Source organism: Streptomyces sp. NPDC001156 (genome assembly GCF_053598275.1).
This window is the reverse complement of sequence record NZ_JBSFJX010000020.1, coordinates 1-15,790: the sequence shown is the minus strand read 5'-3', so window position 1 is coordinate 15,790 and position 15,790 is coordinate 1. Positions and strand designations below refer to the sequence as shown.

The 15,790-nt window shown below is 70.9% G+C and carries 13 protein-coding genes; 11 read left to right on the top strand and 2 right to left on the bottom strand.

From position 1 onward, the window contains the following. Positions 1 to 422 precede the first annotated feature (422 nt). Both ACWDA7_RS13330 and ACWDA7_RS13325 read left to right on the top strand, forming a co-directional pair. Positions 423 to 1,841: a malic enzyme-like NAD(P)-binding protein gene (locus ACWDA7_RS13330; protein WP_450604233.1), complete on the top strand. Its 1,419-nt coding sequence runs from the start codon at positions 423 to 425 to the stop codon at positions 1,839 to 1,841. Between the two features lie 392 nt (positions 1,842 to 2,233). Then, positions 2,234 to 2,515 (top strand): HU family DNA-binding protein, encoded by a 282-nt coding sequence (locus tag ACWDA7_RS13325; RefSeq protein ID WP_351222056.1) that lies wholly within the window; start codon positions 2,234 to 2,236, stop codon positions 2,513 to 2,515. 192 nt (positions 2,516 to 2,707) lie between these two features. On the opposite strand, the gene murA is transcribed toward ACWDA7_RS13325, so the two are convergent. Beyond that, positions 2,708 to 4,048, bottom strand: a complete 1,341-nt coding sequence (gene murA / locus ACWDA7_RS13320; protein WP_450604231.1) for a UDP-N-acetylglucosamine 1-carboxyvinyltransferase — start codon at positions 4,046 to 4,048, stop codon at positions 2,708 to 2,710. Positions 4,049 to 4,299: 251 nt separating this feature from the next. Between murA and ACWDA7_RS13315 the strand changes: the two genes are divergently transcribed. The 8 genes from ACWDA7_RS13315 to ACWDA7_RS13280 all read left to right on the top strand — a co-directional run bounded on the left by ACWDA7_RS13315 (position 4,300) and on the right by ACWDA7_RS13280 (position 14,150). After that, positions 4,300 to 4,869, top strand: coding sequence for a YqgE/AlgH family protein (locus ACWDA7_RS13315; protein WP_359396945.1), 570 nt, complete (start codon positions 4,300 to 4,302; stop codon positions 4,867 to 4,869). A gap of 29 nt (positions 4,870 to 4,898) precedes the next feature. Beyond that, positions 4,899 to 5,180: a DUF3039 domain-containing protein gene (locus ACWDA7_RS13310; RefSeq protein ID WP_103841003.1), complete on the top strand. Its 282-nt coding sequence runs from the start codon at positions 4,899 to 4,901 to the stop codon at positions 5,178 to 5,180. 841 nt (positions 5,181 to 6,021) lie between these two features. Further along, positions 6,022 to 7,731, top strand: a complete 1,710-nt coding sequence (locus ACWDA7_RS13305) for a beta-N-acetylhexosaminidase (RefSeq protein WP_450604230.1) — start codon at positions 6,022 to 6,024, stop codon at positions 7,729 to 7,731. A 278-nt stretch (positions 7,732 to 8,009) separates the two neighbouring features. Next, positions 8,010 to 8,903, top strand: coding sequence for an FAD binding domain-containing protein (locus tag ACWDA7_RS13300; protein WP_432928256.1), 894 nt, complete (start codon positions 8,010 to 8,012; stop codon positions 8,901 to 8,903). Beyond that, on the top strand, positions 8,900 to 10,318 hold the full coding sequence (locus ACWDA7_RS13295; protein WP_450604229.1) for a 2Fe-2S iron-sulfur cluster-binding protein: 1,419 nt from the start codon (positions 8,900 to 8,902) through the stop codon (positions 10,316 to 10,318). Before ACWDA7_RS13300 ends, ACWDA7_RS13295 begins: the two co-directional genes overlap by 4 nt. After that, positions 10,315 to 12,627: a xanthine dehydrogenase family protein molybdopterin-binding subunit gene (locus ACWDA7_RS13290; RefSeq protein WP_450604227.1), complete on the top strand. Its 2,313-nt coding sequence runs from the start codon at positions 10,315 to 10,317 to the stop codon at positions 12,625 to 12,627. Before ACWDA7_RS13295 ends, ACWDA7_RS13290 begins: the two co-directional genes overlap by 4 nt. Before the next feature lie 13 nt (positions 12,628 to 12,640). Continuing rightward, on the top strand, positions 12,641 to 12,793 hold the full coding sequence (locus tag ACWDA7_RS13285) for a hypothetical protein (protein WP_450604225.1): 153 nt from the start codon (positions 12,641 to 12,643) through the stop codon (positions 12,791 to 12,793). Positions 12,794 to 12,983: 190 nt separating this feature from the next. Next, complete coding sequence (locus tag ACWDA7_RS13280; RefSeq protein WP_450604224.1) at positions 12,984 to 14,150, top strand: SUKH-4 family immunity protein; 1,167 nt, start codon at positions 12,984 to 12,986, stop codon at positions 14,148 to 14,150. 221 nt (positions 14,151 to 14,371) lie between these two features. Here ACWDA7_RS13280 and ACWDA7_RS13275 read toward each other — a convergent pair whose 3' ends face one another. Then, a complete protein-coding gene (locus ACWDA7_RS13275; protein ID WP_450604223.1) occupies positions 14,372 to 14,899 on the bottom strand; it encodes a L,D-transpeptidase in 528 nt (175 codons plus the stop codon). A gap of 290 nt (positions 14,900 to 15,189) precedes the next feature. On the opposite strand from ACWDA7_RS13275, the gene ACWDA7_RS13270 reads away from it, so the two are divergent. Then, positions 15,190 to 15,699: a DUF302 domain-containing protein gene (locus tag ACWDA7_RS13270; protein ID WP_450604222.1), complete on the top strand. Its 510-nt coding sequence runs from the start codon at positions 15,190 to 15,192 to the stop codon at positions 15,697 to 15,699. Positions 15,700 to 15,790: the final 91 nt, after the last annotated feature.

Below are 15,790 nucleotides of genomic sequence, written 5' to 3'. Positions count from 1 at the left end.
GGGCCCTGGACCGGCCCCCGGCTGACCTGGACCGACCCGTACGGAAGATGAACTCTCGGTTCGGGAATGGCCTTGCCGGATCTGTTTGTTAGCCTTGACGTGACACCGGCCCGATCCAAGCCCCCGGGCCCAACCTTTGTCGCTGCGAGCGACCACTTGCCGCGAGGCGAGCATGGCGGGTCGGTGTCGTTGAACGTTCGAGAGGTCCGCGTCATATCCGTGACGCGGACCTCTTCTCACTGGTGGGCCGGGTCACTTTCATCGCCGTCCGGGCCTCTCGTATGGTGGAAGGCGCTTTCCGAAAGTACTCGGTTGTGACGAAACAAAACGTCCGCAATCCGGGGCCGTTACCACGTACTCCTCAGTAGGTGCGACGATCGGACGGCATATCCGCCACACGGTTAAAGCAGAGGAAGTCGGCCATGGCAACGGCGCCCAGCGTCTCCTACTCGATGACGGTCCGGCTGGAGGTGCCCGCGAGCGGAACCGCGGTCTCCCAGCTCACCACGGCCGTGGAGTCCTCCGGAGGCTCGGTCACCGGCCTCGACGTCACCGCGTCCGGCCACGAGAAGCTCCGTATCGACGTCACCATCGCGGCCACCTCCACCGCCCATGCGGAGGAGATCGTGGGGAAGCTGCGCGGTATCGACGGCGTGACCCTGGGCAAGGTCTCGGACCGTACGTTCCTCATGCACCTCGGCGGCAAGATCGAGATGGCGTCCAAGCACCCCATCCGCAACCGCGATGACCTCTCCATGATCTACACGCCGGGCGTCGCCCGCGTCTGCATGGCCATCGCCGAGAACCCCGAGGACGCGCGCCGTCTGACGATCAAGCGCAACTCGGTTGCGGTCGTGACGGACGGTTCGGCCGTACTGGGCCTCGGCAACATCGGCCCGAAGGCCGCGCTGCCCGTCATGGAGGGCAAGGCGGCCCTCTTCAAGCGGTTCGCCGGCATCGACGCCTGGCCGATCTGCCTCGACACCCAGGACACCGACGCGATCGTCGAGATCGTCAAGGCGATCGCCCCCGGGTTCGCCGGCATCAACCTCGAGGACATCTCCGCGCCCCGCTGCTTCGAGATCGAGGCCCGGCTGCGCGAGGCCCTCGACATCCCCGTCTTCCACGACGACCAGCACGGCACCGCGATCGTCGTCCTCGCCGCCCTCACCAACGCACTTCGCGTGGTGGGCAAGGGAATTGAGAATGTGCGCGTCGTGATGTCGGGCGCCGGCGCGGCCGGAACTGCCATCCTCAAGCTGCTGCTCGCGGCGGGCGTCAAGAGCGCCGTCGTCGCCGACATCCACGGTGTCGTGCACGCGGGCCGCGAGGACCTGGTGGCCGCCGCCCCCGACTCGCCGCTGCGCTGGATCGCCGACAACACCAACCACGAGGGCCTCACCGGCACCCTCAAGCAGGCCGTGCGCAGCGCCGACGTCTTCATCGGCGTCTCCGCCCCGAACGTGCTCGACGGCGACGACGTGGCCGCCATGGCCGAGGGTGCGATCGTGTTCGCGCTTGCGAACCCGGACCCCGAGATCGACCCCGCAATCGCCCGTCAGACCGCGGCCGTTGTGGCCACCGGACGCTCCGACTTCCCGAACCAGATCAACAACGTCCTGGTGTTCCCGGGCGTCTTCCGCGGTCTGCTGGACGCGCAGTCCCGCACGGTGAACACGGAGATGATGCTGGCCGCGGCCACCGCGCTCGCGGACGTCGTCACCGAGGACGAGCTGAACCCGAACTACATCATCCCGAGCGTGTTCAACGACAAGGTCGCGGGCGCGGTCGCGGGTGCGGTGCGCGACGCCGCGAAGGCGGTGGCGGCCTCCGCCGAGTAGGCCTTGCTGCGCCCGGGCTGTGAGCATTGCCACGGTGGCGTGGATCCGGCGCGTCGTGGAAGCCGGGGTGCCCGGTCGCCCTCTATGGTGGCGGCCAGGTCAGGCCCCCGGGGGCCTGCGATCCGTTGCCGCGCGCGGAACGGCGTCACCACAATGAGGCAGTGGCGCTTTTCGTGTGACTCCCACGGGTGTTCTCACGACTCCTACGGGTGCCGGATTGGCTTTCCCGCCGCAGGTGGGGGCAGGATGCGTCTTCGGGCGCGAAGGGTCTGACGACGGACCCGGGTCCGGGGGCCCACCGAGGACCCTGGCAGCATCGGCTTCGACGTGCCCATCATGCGGCTCCGCCGCGTGGCACGCCTCAACGGCAAGAAGAACACGGGAGTAACAACATGAACCGCAGTGAGCTGGTGGCCGCGCTGGCCGACCGCGCCGAGGTGACCCGCAAGGACGCCGACGCCGTGCTGGCCGCGTTCGCCGAGACGGTCGGCGAGGTCGTCGCCAAGGGCGACGAGAAGGTCACCATCCCCGGCTTCCTGACCTTCGAGCGCACCCACCGTGCCGCTCGTACCGCGCGCAACCCGCAGACCGGCGACCCCATCCAGATCCCGGCCGGCTACAGCGTGAAGGTCTCCGCGGGCTCCAAGCTCAAGGAAGCCGCCAAGGGCAACTGACCCTGCCGTTCGTGCGCCACGGGACGGCGTACGAGGCCGTACCCCCACGGGACGGCGCAGCGAAGGCCGTACCGCCATGGGACGGCGTAACGAGGCCCGCAGACGCTCCTCGGGACGGCGTACGGGCCCAGTAAGGCCAAAGGGGCGGTCACCCGATCCGGGTGACCGCCCCTCGCGCCGTACCCGGCTCGCTCAGCCGAGTGACTTACCGGGCAGCTCGACCTTGGCACCCAGCTCCACGAGCTTGTCCATGAAGTTCTCGTAGCCGCGGTTGATGAGGTCGATGCCGTGGACCCGGGAGGTGCCCTGGGCCGCCAGAGCCGCGATCAGGTACGAGAAACCACCGCGCAGGTCGGGGATGACCAGGTCGGCGCCCTGGAGCTTGGTCGGGCCCGAAACCACCGCGGAGTGGAGGAAGTTGCGCTGCCCGAAGCGGCAGTCGGAGCCGCCGAGGCACTCGCGGTAGAGCTGGATGTGCGCGCCCATCTGGTTGAGCGCGGAGGTGAAGCCGAGGCGGGACTCGTAGACCGTCTCGTGGATGATCGACAGGCCCGTGGCCTGGGTCAGGGCGACCACCAGCGGCTGCTGCCAGTCGGTCTGGAAGCCCGGGTGCACGTCCGTCTCCAGCGCGATGGACTTCAGCTGGCCGCCGGGGTGCCAGAAGCGGATGCCCTCGTCGTCGATCTCGAAGGCACCACCCACCTTCCGGTAGGTGTTCAGGAACGTCATCATCGAGCGCTGCTGCGCGCCGCGGACGTAGATGTTGCCCTCGGTCGCCAGCGCCGCCGACGCCCAGGACGCGGCTTCCAGACGGTCCGGGATGGCGCGGTGGGTGTAGCCGCTGAGCCTGTCCACACCGGTGATGCGGATCGTGCGGTCGGTGTCCATCGCGATGATCGCGCCCATCTTCTGCAGTACGCAGATGAGGTCCTCGATCTCCGGCTCGACGGCCGCGTTGGACAGTTCGGTGACACCCTCGGCGAGCACGGCCGTCAGCAGCACCTGCTCGGTCGCGCCGACGGACGGGTACGGCAGCCGGATCTTTGTGCCGCGCAGTCCCTTGGGCGCCTCCAGGTACTGGCCGTCCGCGCGCTTCTCGATGACGGCGCCGAACTGCCGCAGCACGTCGAAGTGGAAGTCGATGGGACGGCCGCCGATGTCGCAGCCGCCGAGGCCGGGGATGAACGCGTGGCCCAGACGGTGCAGCAGGGGGCCGCAGAAGAGGATCGGGATACGCGAGGAGCCCGCGTGGGCATCGATGTCAGCGACGTTCGCGCTCTCGACGTGCGTGGGGTCGAGCACCAGCTCGCCCGGTTCCTCGCCCGGACGGACCGTCACGCCGTGCAGCTGCAGCAGCCCGCGCACGACGCGTACGTCGCGGATGTCCGGAACGTTGCGCAGTCTGCTCGGCGCACTGCCCAGCAGGGCCGCGACCATGGCCTTCGGCACGAGGTTCTTCGCACCTCGGACACGGATTTCGCCCTCCAGCGGGGTTCCGCCGTGGACAAGCAGGACATCGTCGTTGACGGTCATGGATCTCGCGTTCCGTGGAGTTGGGCAGGGGCCGGAGACGTAAGCGTAATGGCCGCCTACCCCCCTCGAGTAAGCCCAAGTACTTCCCAGCCACGTCATAGATTCGCCACAACACGAACCGTGCGTATCCGGACGCAAGGGGTTACCACCCGCCTGTGCGCCCGGGCCGCACCCGTACGCCCTGAGCTGCATTCACCCGCGTACCCGTATTGCCTCCCCATCCGGACGCAAGATGCGGGATCATGTCTGGCATGACCGAGGTGTCCTCGCTCACAGGGCGGCTGCTCGTGGCCACGCCCGCCCTGGCGGACCCGAACTTCGACCGCGCTGTGGTGCTCCTCCTTGACCACGACGAGGAGGGGTCGCTCGGTGTGGTGCTCAACCGTCCCACTCCCGTGGATGTGGGCGACATCCTGGAGGGCTGGGCGGACCTGGCGGGCGAGCCCGGGGTCGTCTTCCAGGGCGGACCGGTCTCGCTGGACTCGGCGCTCGGTGTCGCGGTGATCCCCGGTGGATCGGGAGAACGAGCCCCCCTCGGCTGGCGGCGGGTGCACGGGGCCATCGGTCTGGTCGACCTGGAGGCGCCGCCCGAGCTGCTCGCCCAGGCGCTCGGCTCGCTGCGCATCTTCGCCGGGTACGCGGGCTGGGGCCCCGGTCAGCTGGAGGACGAGCTGGTGGAGGGCGCCTGGTACGTCGTGGAGTCGGAGCCCGGCGATGTGTCGTCCCCGGAGCCAGAGAGGCTGTGGCGCGAGGTGCTGCGACGCCAGCGCAGTGAGCTGGCGATGGTGGCCACCTACCCGGACGACCCTACGCTCAACTGATGCGTGCGGGCTTCAGTACCCTTGGCCCTATGAGCACTCTTGAGCCCGAGCGCGGTACTGGTACGGGGACCCTCGTCGAGCCGACACCGCAGGTGTCGCACGGCGACGGTGACCACGAGCGCTTCGCCCACTACGTCCAGAAGGACAAGATCATGGCGAGCGCACTCGACGGCACGCCCGTCGTGGCGCTGTGCGGCAAGGTGTGGGTACCGGGCCGCGACCCGAAGAAGTACCCCGTCTGCCCCATGTGCAAGGAGATCTACGACTCCATGGGCAGCGGTGGCGATGAAGGCAAGGGCGGCGACAAGTAGCCGACGGGCTCACCGACTGGCATCGCCGGACCCCCGGGGCGCGCAGTGGCGCACCCCGGGGGTCTTCGTGCTTCTGCCCGGCGTCCTGCCGGCGCCGGCGACGCGTCCCGCCGGGTCACGGGGCGGTGCGATCTGTTGTCGGCATGTTCATGAGCCCGTAGCCTCCGGTGTTGTGCAGGGCAGAGCGGCCATTGCACATATTGCAACGCGCTCGCTCCGGAGGATGCTCGATGAAGCACTCTGCCCGAACCGTCGCGCCACTGGTCGCCCGCCCGGCCCCTCGGCCTTCCCGGCGCGTCGACGCCATCATCGGCGACCCCGAGAACTGCCCGCGACGCCATCGGGCCCCGCATCGCCGCCTTGACGGAATGCGGCATTCAAGTTCCGGCGGCCCGGACGGATTTGATCGCGACCGCCGTCGGAATCCCCTCGGCCGGGCCGGATCAGCACGGCTTCTGCCACTCCTGCGGCGCCCCGCCTTCATCCGGCGGCCGGCGCCGTGACGGCCGCCGCATTCGACGGCGCCGCGCAGGTGCGGATCCGCCTTCAGGGGGCGGGAATTCGGCTGTTGCTTCCTCAACGGCCATCGCCCGGTGGGCCCGGCCGTCCTCGCCCCGGGAATGGTCGCGTTTCCCGCGGCGACGGCCAGGACGCGATGCGGCTTCCAGTGCCGGCCCAGGCCGCTGATGACGTTCCTGACCGCCCGTTCCCGATCGCCGGATTCATGCGGCGGATTCCTGTGACGACGGCACTCCTCGTCCTCTTCCGGTCCGGTCTTCTTTCGTACTCGTACAGCGATGGCCGGTCTCCGGGCCGGGCAGAGCGGTAAAGGACTGACGTGATGGAACTGATTCCGGCGCCGCGCGCCATCGAGGGCCCCACGCGCTGCGGGGTCCTGCTCGACCGGGAAACCGCCCTGGTGGCCGCACCCGGTACCGGTACCACCGAACGCTGGCTGCGCTCCACCCTCGGTGCGGCCCTCGGCCTGCCGTTGCCGCCCGGTACCGAGGACAGCCGCAATTCCGTACGGCTCCGCCTGGACGACACACTGGAACCCGAGGCATACAAACTCAGCGCCATTGGCAACTGGGGTGTGGAGATCCGGGGTGGCAGCGCGGCCGGAGTGTTCTGGGGCGCCCAGACGCTGCGTCAGCTCCTCGGGCCCGATGCCTTCCGGCGCGCACCCGTGCGGCCGGGAGCCGGCCACGGAATTCCGCACCAGATCATCGAGGACGCGCCGCGCTTCCCCTGGCGCGGTCTCATGCTCGACGTCGCCCGGCACTTCATGCCCAAGGACGGTGTGCTGCGCTACCTCGACCTGATGGCCGCGCACAAACTCAATGTCTTCCACTTCCATCTCACCGACGACCAGGGCTGGCGTCTGCAGATCGAGCGGTATCCGCGGCTCACCGAGGTCGGCTCCTGGCGGGCGCGCACGAGATTCGGCCACCGGGCCTCCCCGCTGTGGGAGGAGAAACCGCACGGTGGCCTCTACACGCATGAAGACATCCGCGAGATCGTGGCCTATGCGGCCGAGCGGCATATCACCGTGGTCCCCGAGATCGACATGCCCGGGCACAGCCAGGCGGCCATCGCCGCGTATCCCGAACTCGGCAACCGCGACGTCGTCGACACGGACTCCCTCACGGTCTGGGACGACTGGGGCATCTCCAGGAACGTCCTCGCGCCCACCGACAACACCCTGAGGTTCTACGAGGATGTGCTCGAGGAAGTCCTGGAACTGTTCCCCTCGGACTTCATCCACATCGGCGGCGACGAATGCGCCAAGGACCAGTGGCGGAAGTCCCCGGCCGCCCAGGCGCGCATCGCGGAACTCGGGCTCGCCGACGAGGACGGTCTGCAGGCGTGGTTCATCCGGCACTTCGACGCCTGGCTCGGTGCGCGCGGCCGCCGGCTCATCGGCTGGGACGAGATCCTGGAGGGCGGGAGCCGGGTCGAAGAGCGCACCCCGGCCGCGGACGGCGAGGAAGGCCTGCGGGAGTCACGAGCGGCCAGGGGTGAGACGACGGCACTGGGCCTCACGGACGGTGCCGCGGTGTCCTCGTGGCGCGGGTGCGCGGGCGGCATCACCGCGGCGCGGGCCGGGCACGACGTCGTGATGTGCCCTGAGCAGCAGGTCTACCTGGACCACCGTCAGGACGGCGGGGCGGACGAGCCGGTGCCTATCGGATATGTGCGCACTCTGGAGGACGTCTACCGCTTCGAGCCGGTTCCGCCGCAGCTCACCGAAGAGGAGGCGCGGCATGTCCTCGGCACCCAGGCCAACGTGTGGACCGAGGTGATGGAGGATCAGTCGCGCGTGGACTACCAGACGTTCCCCCGGCTCGCCGCCTTCGCCGAGGTGGCCTGGAGCGCCCTGCCCGCCCCCGCGGACCGCGACTTCGCGGACTTCGAGCGGCGGATGACCGCGCACTACCGCCGGCTCGACGCCTTGGGAGTGGCCTACCGGCCGCCCGCGGGACCACGTCCGTGGCAGCGGCGACCGGGTGTGCTCGGACGCCCGATCGAGGGTGCGCCCCCGAACGTGTGAGGCGGCCGTGGAGGGGCGGGCGAGGCGCCGGACTCCCTGGAAACGTGACTACGCATGGGAGAAGTGACGCAAGCATCACCGAAAACCGGCAATCCGACCTTATCGGGCATTGGTCATCAAAGCGGACCATCTTCCTGGTGAGGGGGCGAATGCCTCCTAGCGGACCCCCGCGTCGAGGGCCGGGAAAGATGTGCCAGAGTTGCCACGTCCGCCCTGTCAGCACGTACCGTACGGCAGCACAGGTGGGACCAGTGGGGCAGCGGGAAGGGGCAGCCGGTTTGACCACGCACGCACCGCAGGCGGCGCAGGCCGTGACGCTGCCCGCCTCGCTGGACGAGGCCGTGGCGGCGCTCGCCGCCGTGCCGGCCGCCGTTCCCGTGGCGGGCGGCACCGATCTCATGGCCGCGGTCAACTCCGGGCAGCTACGACCGGCCGCGCTGGTCGGTCTCGGCCGCATCAGCGAGATCCGCGGCTGGCAGTACCAGGACGGCCACGCGCTGCTCGGCGCCGGACTCACCCACGCGCGCATGGGCCGCCCCGACTTCGCGGCCCTCATCCCCGCCCTCGCGGCGGCCGCGCGCGCGGCCGGACCGCCGCACATCCGCAACGCCGGCACCCTCGGCGGCAACATCGCCTCCGCCGCCCCCACCGGGGACGCGCTCCCGGTGCTGGCCGCCCTGGAGGCCACGCTGGTCATCGTCGGGCCCGGCGGAGCCCGCCGGGAGATCCCGGTCTCGCACCTGCTCGCGGGCGTGGAGATGCTGCGCTCCGGCGAACTCATCGGCTATGTGCGCGTGCCACTGCTGCACGCCCCGCAGGTGTTCCTGAAGGCCACCGGGCGCACCGGCCCCGGGCGGGCCGTCGCCTCCGTGGCGCTCGTCCTCGACCCCGCCCGGCGCGGTGTGCGCTGCGCCGTCGGCGCCATAGCGCCGATGCCGCTGCGCCCTCTGGAGGCCGAGCAGTGGGTCGCCCAGCTCATCGACTGGGACAACAACCGCACGATCGTCCCGGAGGCGCGCACGGCCTTCGGCGAGTACGTCGCCTCGGCCTGCATCCCGGACGCGGCCCCGGCGGAGGACGGCTCCGTGCAACAGCTTCCGCCCGCCGTGATGCATCTGCGGCGCACCGTCGCCGCGCTGGCCCGACGAGCACTGGGGAGGGCACTGTCGTGACCGACGACCAGCACCGCGAGGGCGACTCCCGGCGCAGCGCCCGCGGCTCCTGGGAGCGGCTGCCGCAGGGGGACTACGACGACAGCGCCACCGCCTTCGTTCAGCTCCCCGAGGGCGGTATCGACGCACTTCTCGCCGCCGCCGACAGCCCGCTCGCCGCGCCGGGCCACGGGTATGTGCCCCCTTCCTTCACCCCGGCCGCGGGCACCCCCGTCGACCCGGGGGCGGCAGGCGGCAACTGGGGCGCGCCCGCCGAGGGGGCCCAGTGGCCCGACCGGGACACCGCCGGCCAGGAGGGCGGCGGCCGGTTCGCCTACCACCCGGGCGCGACCGGGCAGTGGAACTTCCAGGAGTCGGCGGCCGCGCAGGAGGCGCCCGCGCCCGGGCACGACGTGACCGGACAGTGGTCGATCCCGGTGGCGGGCGGCGACCTGCCGGACGAGTCGGGCGAGTTCAGCACGTCCTCGCTGGTCGAGCAGTGGGGCGGCACCCCGCCCGCGACCCTGCCGGGCGGTGCGGCCGCGCCCTGGGCGACGGAAGCGCCCGGACAGCCCTGGTCGGGCGAGGCACCGGAGAGCACCGCCGAAGTGGCCGCCGAGGCTCCTGGGGAGCCTTCCGGCGGGTCGTACGAGGCCGGGCGGCCCGGTGGCGCCCCGCAGGCCCCCGAGGCCGCCCAGGAGCCGTCTGAGCCCTCCGGGGCCTCCGAGGCCGAAGAGACACCGGATCCCGGGCCCGAGATGCCGGCGGAGGCCGCCGAATCCGGTGAGCAGGCCGCCGGGCCCGCACCTACGAACGACGAGCACCCCTTGGCGTCGTACGTCCTCAGGGTGAACGGCGCCGACCGGCCGGTGACCGACGCATGGATCGGCGAGTCGCTGCTGTACGTCCTGCGCGAGCGGCTCGGCCTGGCCGGCGCGAAGGACGGCTGCTCGCAGGGCGAGTGCGGCGCCTGCAACGTCCAGGTCGACGGACGGCTCGTCGCGTCCTGCCTGGTGCCGGCCGTCACCGCCGCAGGCAACGAGGTGCGCACCGTCGAGGGCCTCGCCGTCGACGGGCAGCCCTCGGACGTGCAGCGGGCGCTCGCCCGGTGCGGCGCCGTGCAGTGCGGTTTCTGCGTCCCCGGCATCGCCATGACCCTGCACGACCTCCTGGAGGGCAACCCCGCGCCCACCGAGCTGGAGACCCGCCAGGCGCTGTGCGGCAACCTGTGCCGCTGCTCCGGCTACCGGGGCGTGGTCGAGGCCGTCAGGGAGGTCGTCGCCGAGCGCGAGGCGCACGCGGAGGCGGCGCCGGACGCCGACGAGGCCCGCATCCCCCACCAGGCCGGACCCGGGGCGGGCGGCGTTCACTCCTCTGCGTTCGACGCCGCGGCCCCGAACGAGCACCTCTACGGCCAGGACGGAGGCCAGGCGTGAGCAACGAAGCCGGCACCGCGACCACTGCGGCGGCCGCACCCGTACCCGCCCCGGACCTGATGCCGCACGGCCTCGGCGTCTCCCTGCCGTCCGCCGACGCCCGCGCCAAGACCGAGGGCACCTTCCCCTACGCGGCCGACCTGTGGGCCGAGGGCCTGCTGTGGGCCGCCGTGCTCCGCTCGCCGCATCCGCATGCGCGCATCCTGTCCATCGACACCAGTCACGCGCGCGAGATGCCCGGCGTCCGCGCCGTGGTCACCCATGAGGACGTGCCCGGCGGCGCCCTCCACGGCCGCGGAACGGCCGACCGGCCGGTGTTCGCCTCCGAGATCGTGCGCCACCACGGTGAGCCCATCGCGGCCGTCGCCGCCGACCACCCCGACACCGCGCGCATGGCCGCCGCCGCCGTCATCGTCGAGTACGAGGTGCTCGACCCGGTGACCGACCCGGAGCAGGCCTTCGAGGCCGAGCCGCTGCACCCCGACGGCAATCTGATCCGCCACATCCCGCTGCGCCACGGCGACCCGGACGCGGCCGGTGACATCGTCGTCGAGGGCCTCTACCGCATCGGCCGCCAGGACCCCGCCCCGATCGGCGCGGAGGCGGGGCTCGCCGTGCCCCGGCCCGACGGCGGGGTCGAGTTGTACGTCGCCTCGACCGACCCGCACACCGACCGGGACCGCGCCGCCGCGGTCTACGGCCTCGAACCCGAGCAGGTCAAGGTGGTCGTCACCGGGGTGCCCGGCGCCACCGCCGACCGCGAGGACCAGGGCTTCCAGCTGCCGCTCGGTCTGCTCGCGCTGAAGACGGGCAGCCCGGTCAAGCTGACCGCGACGCGCGAAGAGTCCTTCCTCGGGCATGTCCACCGCCACCCCACCCTGTTGCGCTACCGCCACCACGCGGACGCCGAGGGCAAGCTGGTGAAGGTCGAGGCGCAGATCCTGCTGGACGCCGGGGCGTACGCGGACACCTCCTCGGAGGCGCTCGCCGCCGCCGTCTCCTTCGCCTGCGGCCCGTATGTCGTCCCGAACGCCTTCATCGAGGGCTGGGCCGTACGGACCAACAACCCGCCCTCGGGCCACGTCCGCGGCGAGGGCGCGATGCAGGTGTGCGCGGCCTACGAGGCCCAGATGGACAAGCTCGCCAAGAAGCTCGGCGTGGACCCGGCGGAGCTGCGGCTGCGCAACGTCCTGGAGACGGGTGACGTCCTGCCCACGGGCCAGACGGTGACCTGCCCCGCGCCGGTGGCCGAACTGCTGGAGGCGGTACGGGACTACCCGCTGCCCCCGCTGCCCAAGGACACCCCCGAGGAGGACTGGCTGCTGCCGGGCGGTCCCGAGGGTGCGGGCGAACCGGGTGCCGTGCGCCGGGGCGTCGGCTACAGCGTCGGCATGGTGCACATGCTGGGCGCCGAGGGCGCGGACGAGGTCTCCACGGCGACGGTGAAGGTGCAGGACGGCGTCGCGACCGTGCTGTGCGCGGCCGTCGAGACCGGTCAGGGCTTCGCGACGCTGGCCCGGCAGATCGTCCAGGACACACTCGGCATCGACGAGGTGCACGTGGCACCGGTCGACACGGACCAGCCGCCGGCCGGTCCGGGCTGCCGGGGACGCCACACCTGGGTGTCGGGCGGCGCGGTGGAACGTGCCGCCAAGATGGTCCGCACGCAGCTGCTGCAACCCCTGGCGCACAAGTTCGGCATGTCCACCGAGCTGCTCCAGATCACCGACGGCAAGATCACCTCGTACGACGGAGTGCTGTCGACCACCGTCACCGAGGCGATGGACGGCAAGGAGCTGTGGGCCACGGCGCAGTGCCGCCCGCACCCGACGGAGCCGCTGAACGAGACGGGCCAGGGCGACGCCTTCGTGGGGCTCGCGTTCTGCGCGATCCGCGCCGTGGTGGACGTGGACATCGAGATCGGCTCGGTACGGGTCGTGGAGCTGGCGCTCGCCCAGGACGTGGGCCGGGTGCTGAATCCGACGCAGCTCATGGCGCGCGTGGAGGCCGGCGTCACCCAGGGCGTGGGCATCGCGCTCACGGAGAACCTGCGCACCGCCCGCGGCCTGATTCGCCACCCCGACCTGACCGGGTACTCCCTGCCGACGGCACTGGACGCGCCGGAGATCCGGATCGTCAAGCTGGTCGAGGAACGGGACGTGGTCGCGCCCTTCGGAGCGAAGTCCGTCAGCGCGGTGCCGGTGGTGACCTCCCCGGCGGCGATCGCCTCGGCGGTACGCGCGGCGACGGGCCGCCCCGTCAACCGCCTGCCGATCCGTCCGCAGGCGGCCGTGGTGACAGCGCAGTGAGCGGGAGCGAAACGTGACCGACCAGCCCCAGCAGACCCCCGAGACCCCTTCGGCCGAGGAGCCGCGCTACGAGCCTCCACCCAGTGTCGGGAAGCTGCTGGGGTGGATCCTCGTGTTCGTGCTGGCGGCGATCGTGGTGGTCCTCGGTGGGGTGTACTTCACCTGACGGGCCGCGCCCTCCCCGAAAAAACCTGTGGTCTTCGTCACGTGCCCAGGGCGTGCGGCGAGTCCCGGACCGATGCCGGCCGCGTTGTCAGTGGGGCGGCGTATGGTTTTCGACGTCGGGGGAGAGCCGCTCGACGGGGGTCGTCCCTCCGCCACGGGCAGCTCTGGGGACGAAGCACACGGGGGAAGCAATGGGCACGACCGACATCGGTGGCGTGATCACGCTGACCGGGACGGATCTCGATCCGCATGTCACACACGAGGCGACGCGGCGCCTGCTCACCGGGCCCGGACTGCCGTCCGACAGCGCCCTGTTGGGATTCGGGGCGCTGCGCCATCGCCCCGCGCTGCGGCGGGTCGCCGAACTCGTCGACGACGCGGAGAGGCTCGCGGAGGAACTGCGGGACCAACTCGTCATAGGCGCGCTGCGGACCGTCGACCGGGACCTTGAGTCCCTCGTGCTGAACGGCACCACGGGCGAGGTCTTCACGACCCACGTCCACCCGCGTCACCCCGGCTTGATGGACCTCTCGCCGCTCGCGCCGTCGCTGGACGCGCTGCTGCGGTGCGCGGCCGCGACGGACGAACTGATCGCGTCCCGGGGCCGGTTCGCGTCCCAGGGATACGGCCCCAAGGCGGTGGCGGCGGCGTCCGAGCGGCTGGCGTCGGTGTTCGCCGCGGACGCCGGGGAGGACCTGGCGCCGTACTGGCGGATGGCCGCGCTGATCCGCCCCCTCGCCCGGATCGCCCGCCCCGGCACGGGACTTGCGCTCGACCTGCCGTCGCGGCTGCTGGACGAGGAGTTCGGCTCCGCTGCCGTCGTGCGCTTCGAGGAGGTCGATTTCCCCGGCACGCTCACGCACGAGCCGACCCGCCGCTTCCTGCGTGAGGTGGGCCTCCCGGAGAACGGCTACTGGTACGAACTCGACACGGACGTGCCGTTGCCGACGCTGGCCGAGCACTACGCGGACGAGGACCGGTTCACCGCGGACGAACTGCCTTCGGAGGCGGACCGGCTGATACGCCTCGGCTATCTGGTGGAGGACACGAGTCTGCTCGTCGACGGCGCCACCGGGGCGGTCCTGTGCTGGAGCGAGGCCGACGCGGTCCTTCGCCCGCTCAACGCGGACATCTCCACCCTGGCTTTCACGGTCTGGCTGGTGCACCGCGAGAAGGCGCTCGACCATGAGCACGACTTGACGGACGCGTACGAGCAACTGGCCGCCACCATGGCCGAAACGCTCGCCGCGGTCGACCCGATCGCCTGCGACCCCACCCCGAGGACCCCCCAGGACGACGGCTGGCGCTACTGGCCGGAGGCCTTCGAGGACCAGGCGGGCGGGGGACTGTACGCGTAGCGCCGGCCCGAGCCGGGGCGATCCGGGTCACCGGACGTGGTCCGCTCGCGGCTGCGCCTGCCTCGGACATCGTGCCGGCCCCTGGGCAGACGATGCTTGTGGGCGGGCACGCCACGTTCGGAACTGCACGCTGACGCTGCGGGGAAGCACCGCCCACGAAGGACGGACGAAGGGGCGACACGCTCCCGCGAGTGCCACCCCTTCACGCTGCCTGCGCGCCTTTACCGGCCGCTCGTACCGGTGTGCTTGACGATCACCGTGTCGCCGACCCGGCTGAAATCGTAGAAGCGGCGGGCGTCCGCCGTGCTCAGGTGGATGCAGCCGTGGGAGATGTCCGCTCGGCCGATGGCATTGTTCCAGGGCGCCGCGTGAACGAACACGCCCGTGCTGGTCAGGCGCACCGCCCAGTTGACCCTGAGGGAGTAGTAGTTGGGATTGTGCGGATCACACGTGATGTGCGCGCTGCACGAGGTCATCTGGACGACCGCGTCCTTGCCCTGCACGTGGAACGTTCCTGACGGCGTACGGAAGCTGAGCTTTCCAAAGCTCACGGCGAAGGTCATCACCGTCCGGCCGTTGTCCGTGACGGTCATCCGGTGGGTCGCCTCGTCGATCGTCGAAACGTGCCCCGAGGAGGCCGCCCGGGCGGGACCGGCGCCCAGTGTCAGGAAGGCCGCCAGGCCACCGACCAGTGCGAGCCGGCAGACGCCACGATGGCGTGGGCGTGGGACTTGGCGTGGATGGGTCATTTCTGATCACCGTCGCTCTCTGTGCATACTCGGAGACTCTGGCCCCTCCCTCGTATCGAGGCGGCTTCGCCCTGCCTCTGCGGGTACCGCCGACCGAGCTGCTCAATCGGCCAGTCCAAACGAATACCCGTTCGCATGGAAATGGCTTCCAGGGTGCGCCCAGAACACCCGGCCCGAGTTGCCCGGCTCACCCGACGAACCTACGGTTCTTTTTCTGAGGCTTCCGCTGTCGGCAACATATCCGGCCCGCTGTCCAAGGACGCGGGCCCAGCAGCAAGGGAAGTTCTTTTATGCCGAGTGAAACCCACACCGTGAAGCGGGTCGAAGTCCACACGGGAATTCCCTACGGCGATTTCATCACCGCCTTCGAGAAGGCGGCGCCCATCGCCGACGTGGGGGTGGTCGAGCTCATCGCGGAGGCCGGCGGCAGCTGGGACGACGTCCGTGCCGCCATGGAGGTGAACGCCCCCAACCACCTGGTCCGCTACTGGCGGCTCAACGGCACCCAGCTGTTGAAGCTGGCGGGCCACCAGGTGAGGACGATGGAGTACCTGACCGGCAACCACGTCACTGCCGAGAGCATGATGCGGTACGACCCCAGGGCCCTGCTGTACGCGCCCCTGCGGATGCTGGTGTGGAGCGACGGCGACGGCAACGCGGTCTTCGGCATGCACCGGCCCAGTGACGAGTTCGGAAGTCTCGGCATTCCCGAGGTGACGAAGGTGGGCGAGGACCTCGAACGCCAGGTCATCGAAGTACTGCGCCGCTGCGGCGTCGACGCCACCGAGGACTTCGCCTAGAAGATCACTGAAAATCTTGCTGTGAGGGTGGTTCCGCTGGTGGCGGGGCCGCCCTCCGTGCTTCATGGTGTGGCCGGAGTCAGGGTCCAGG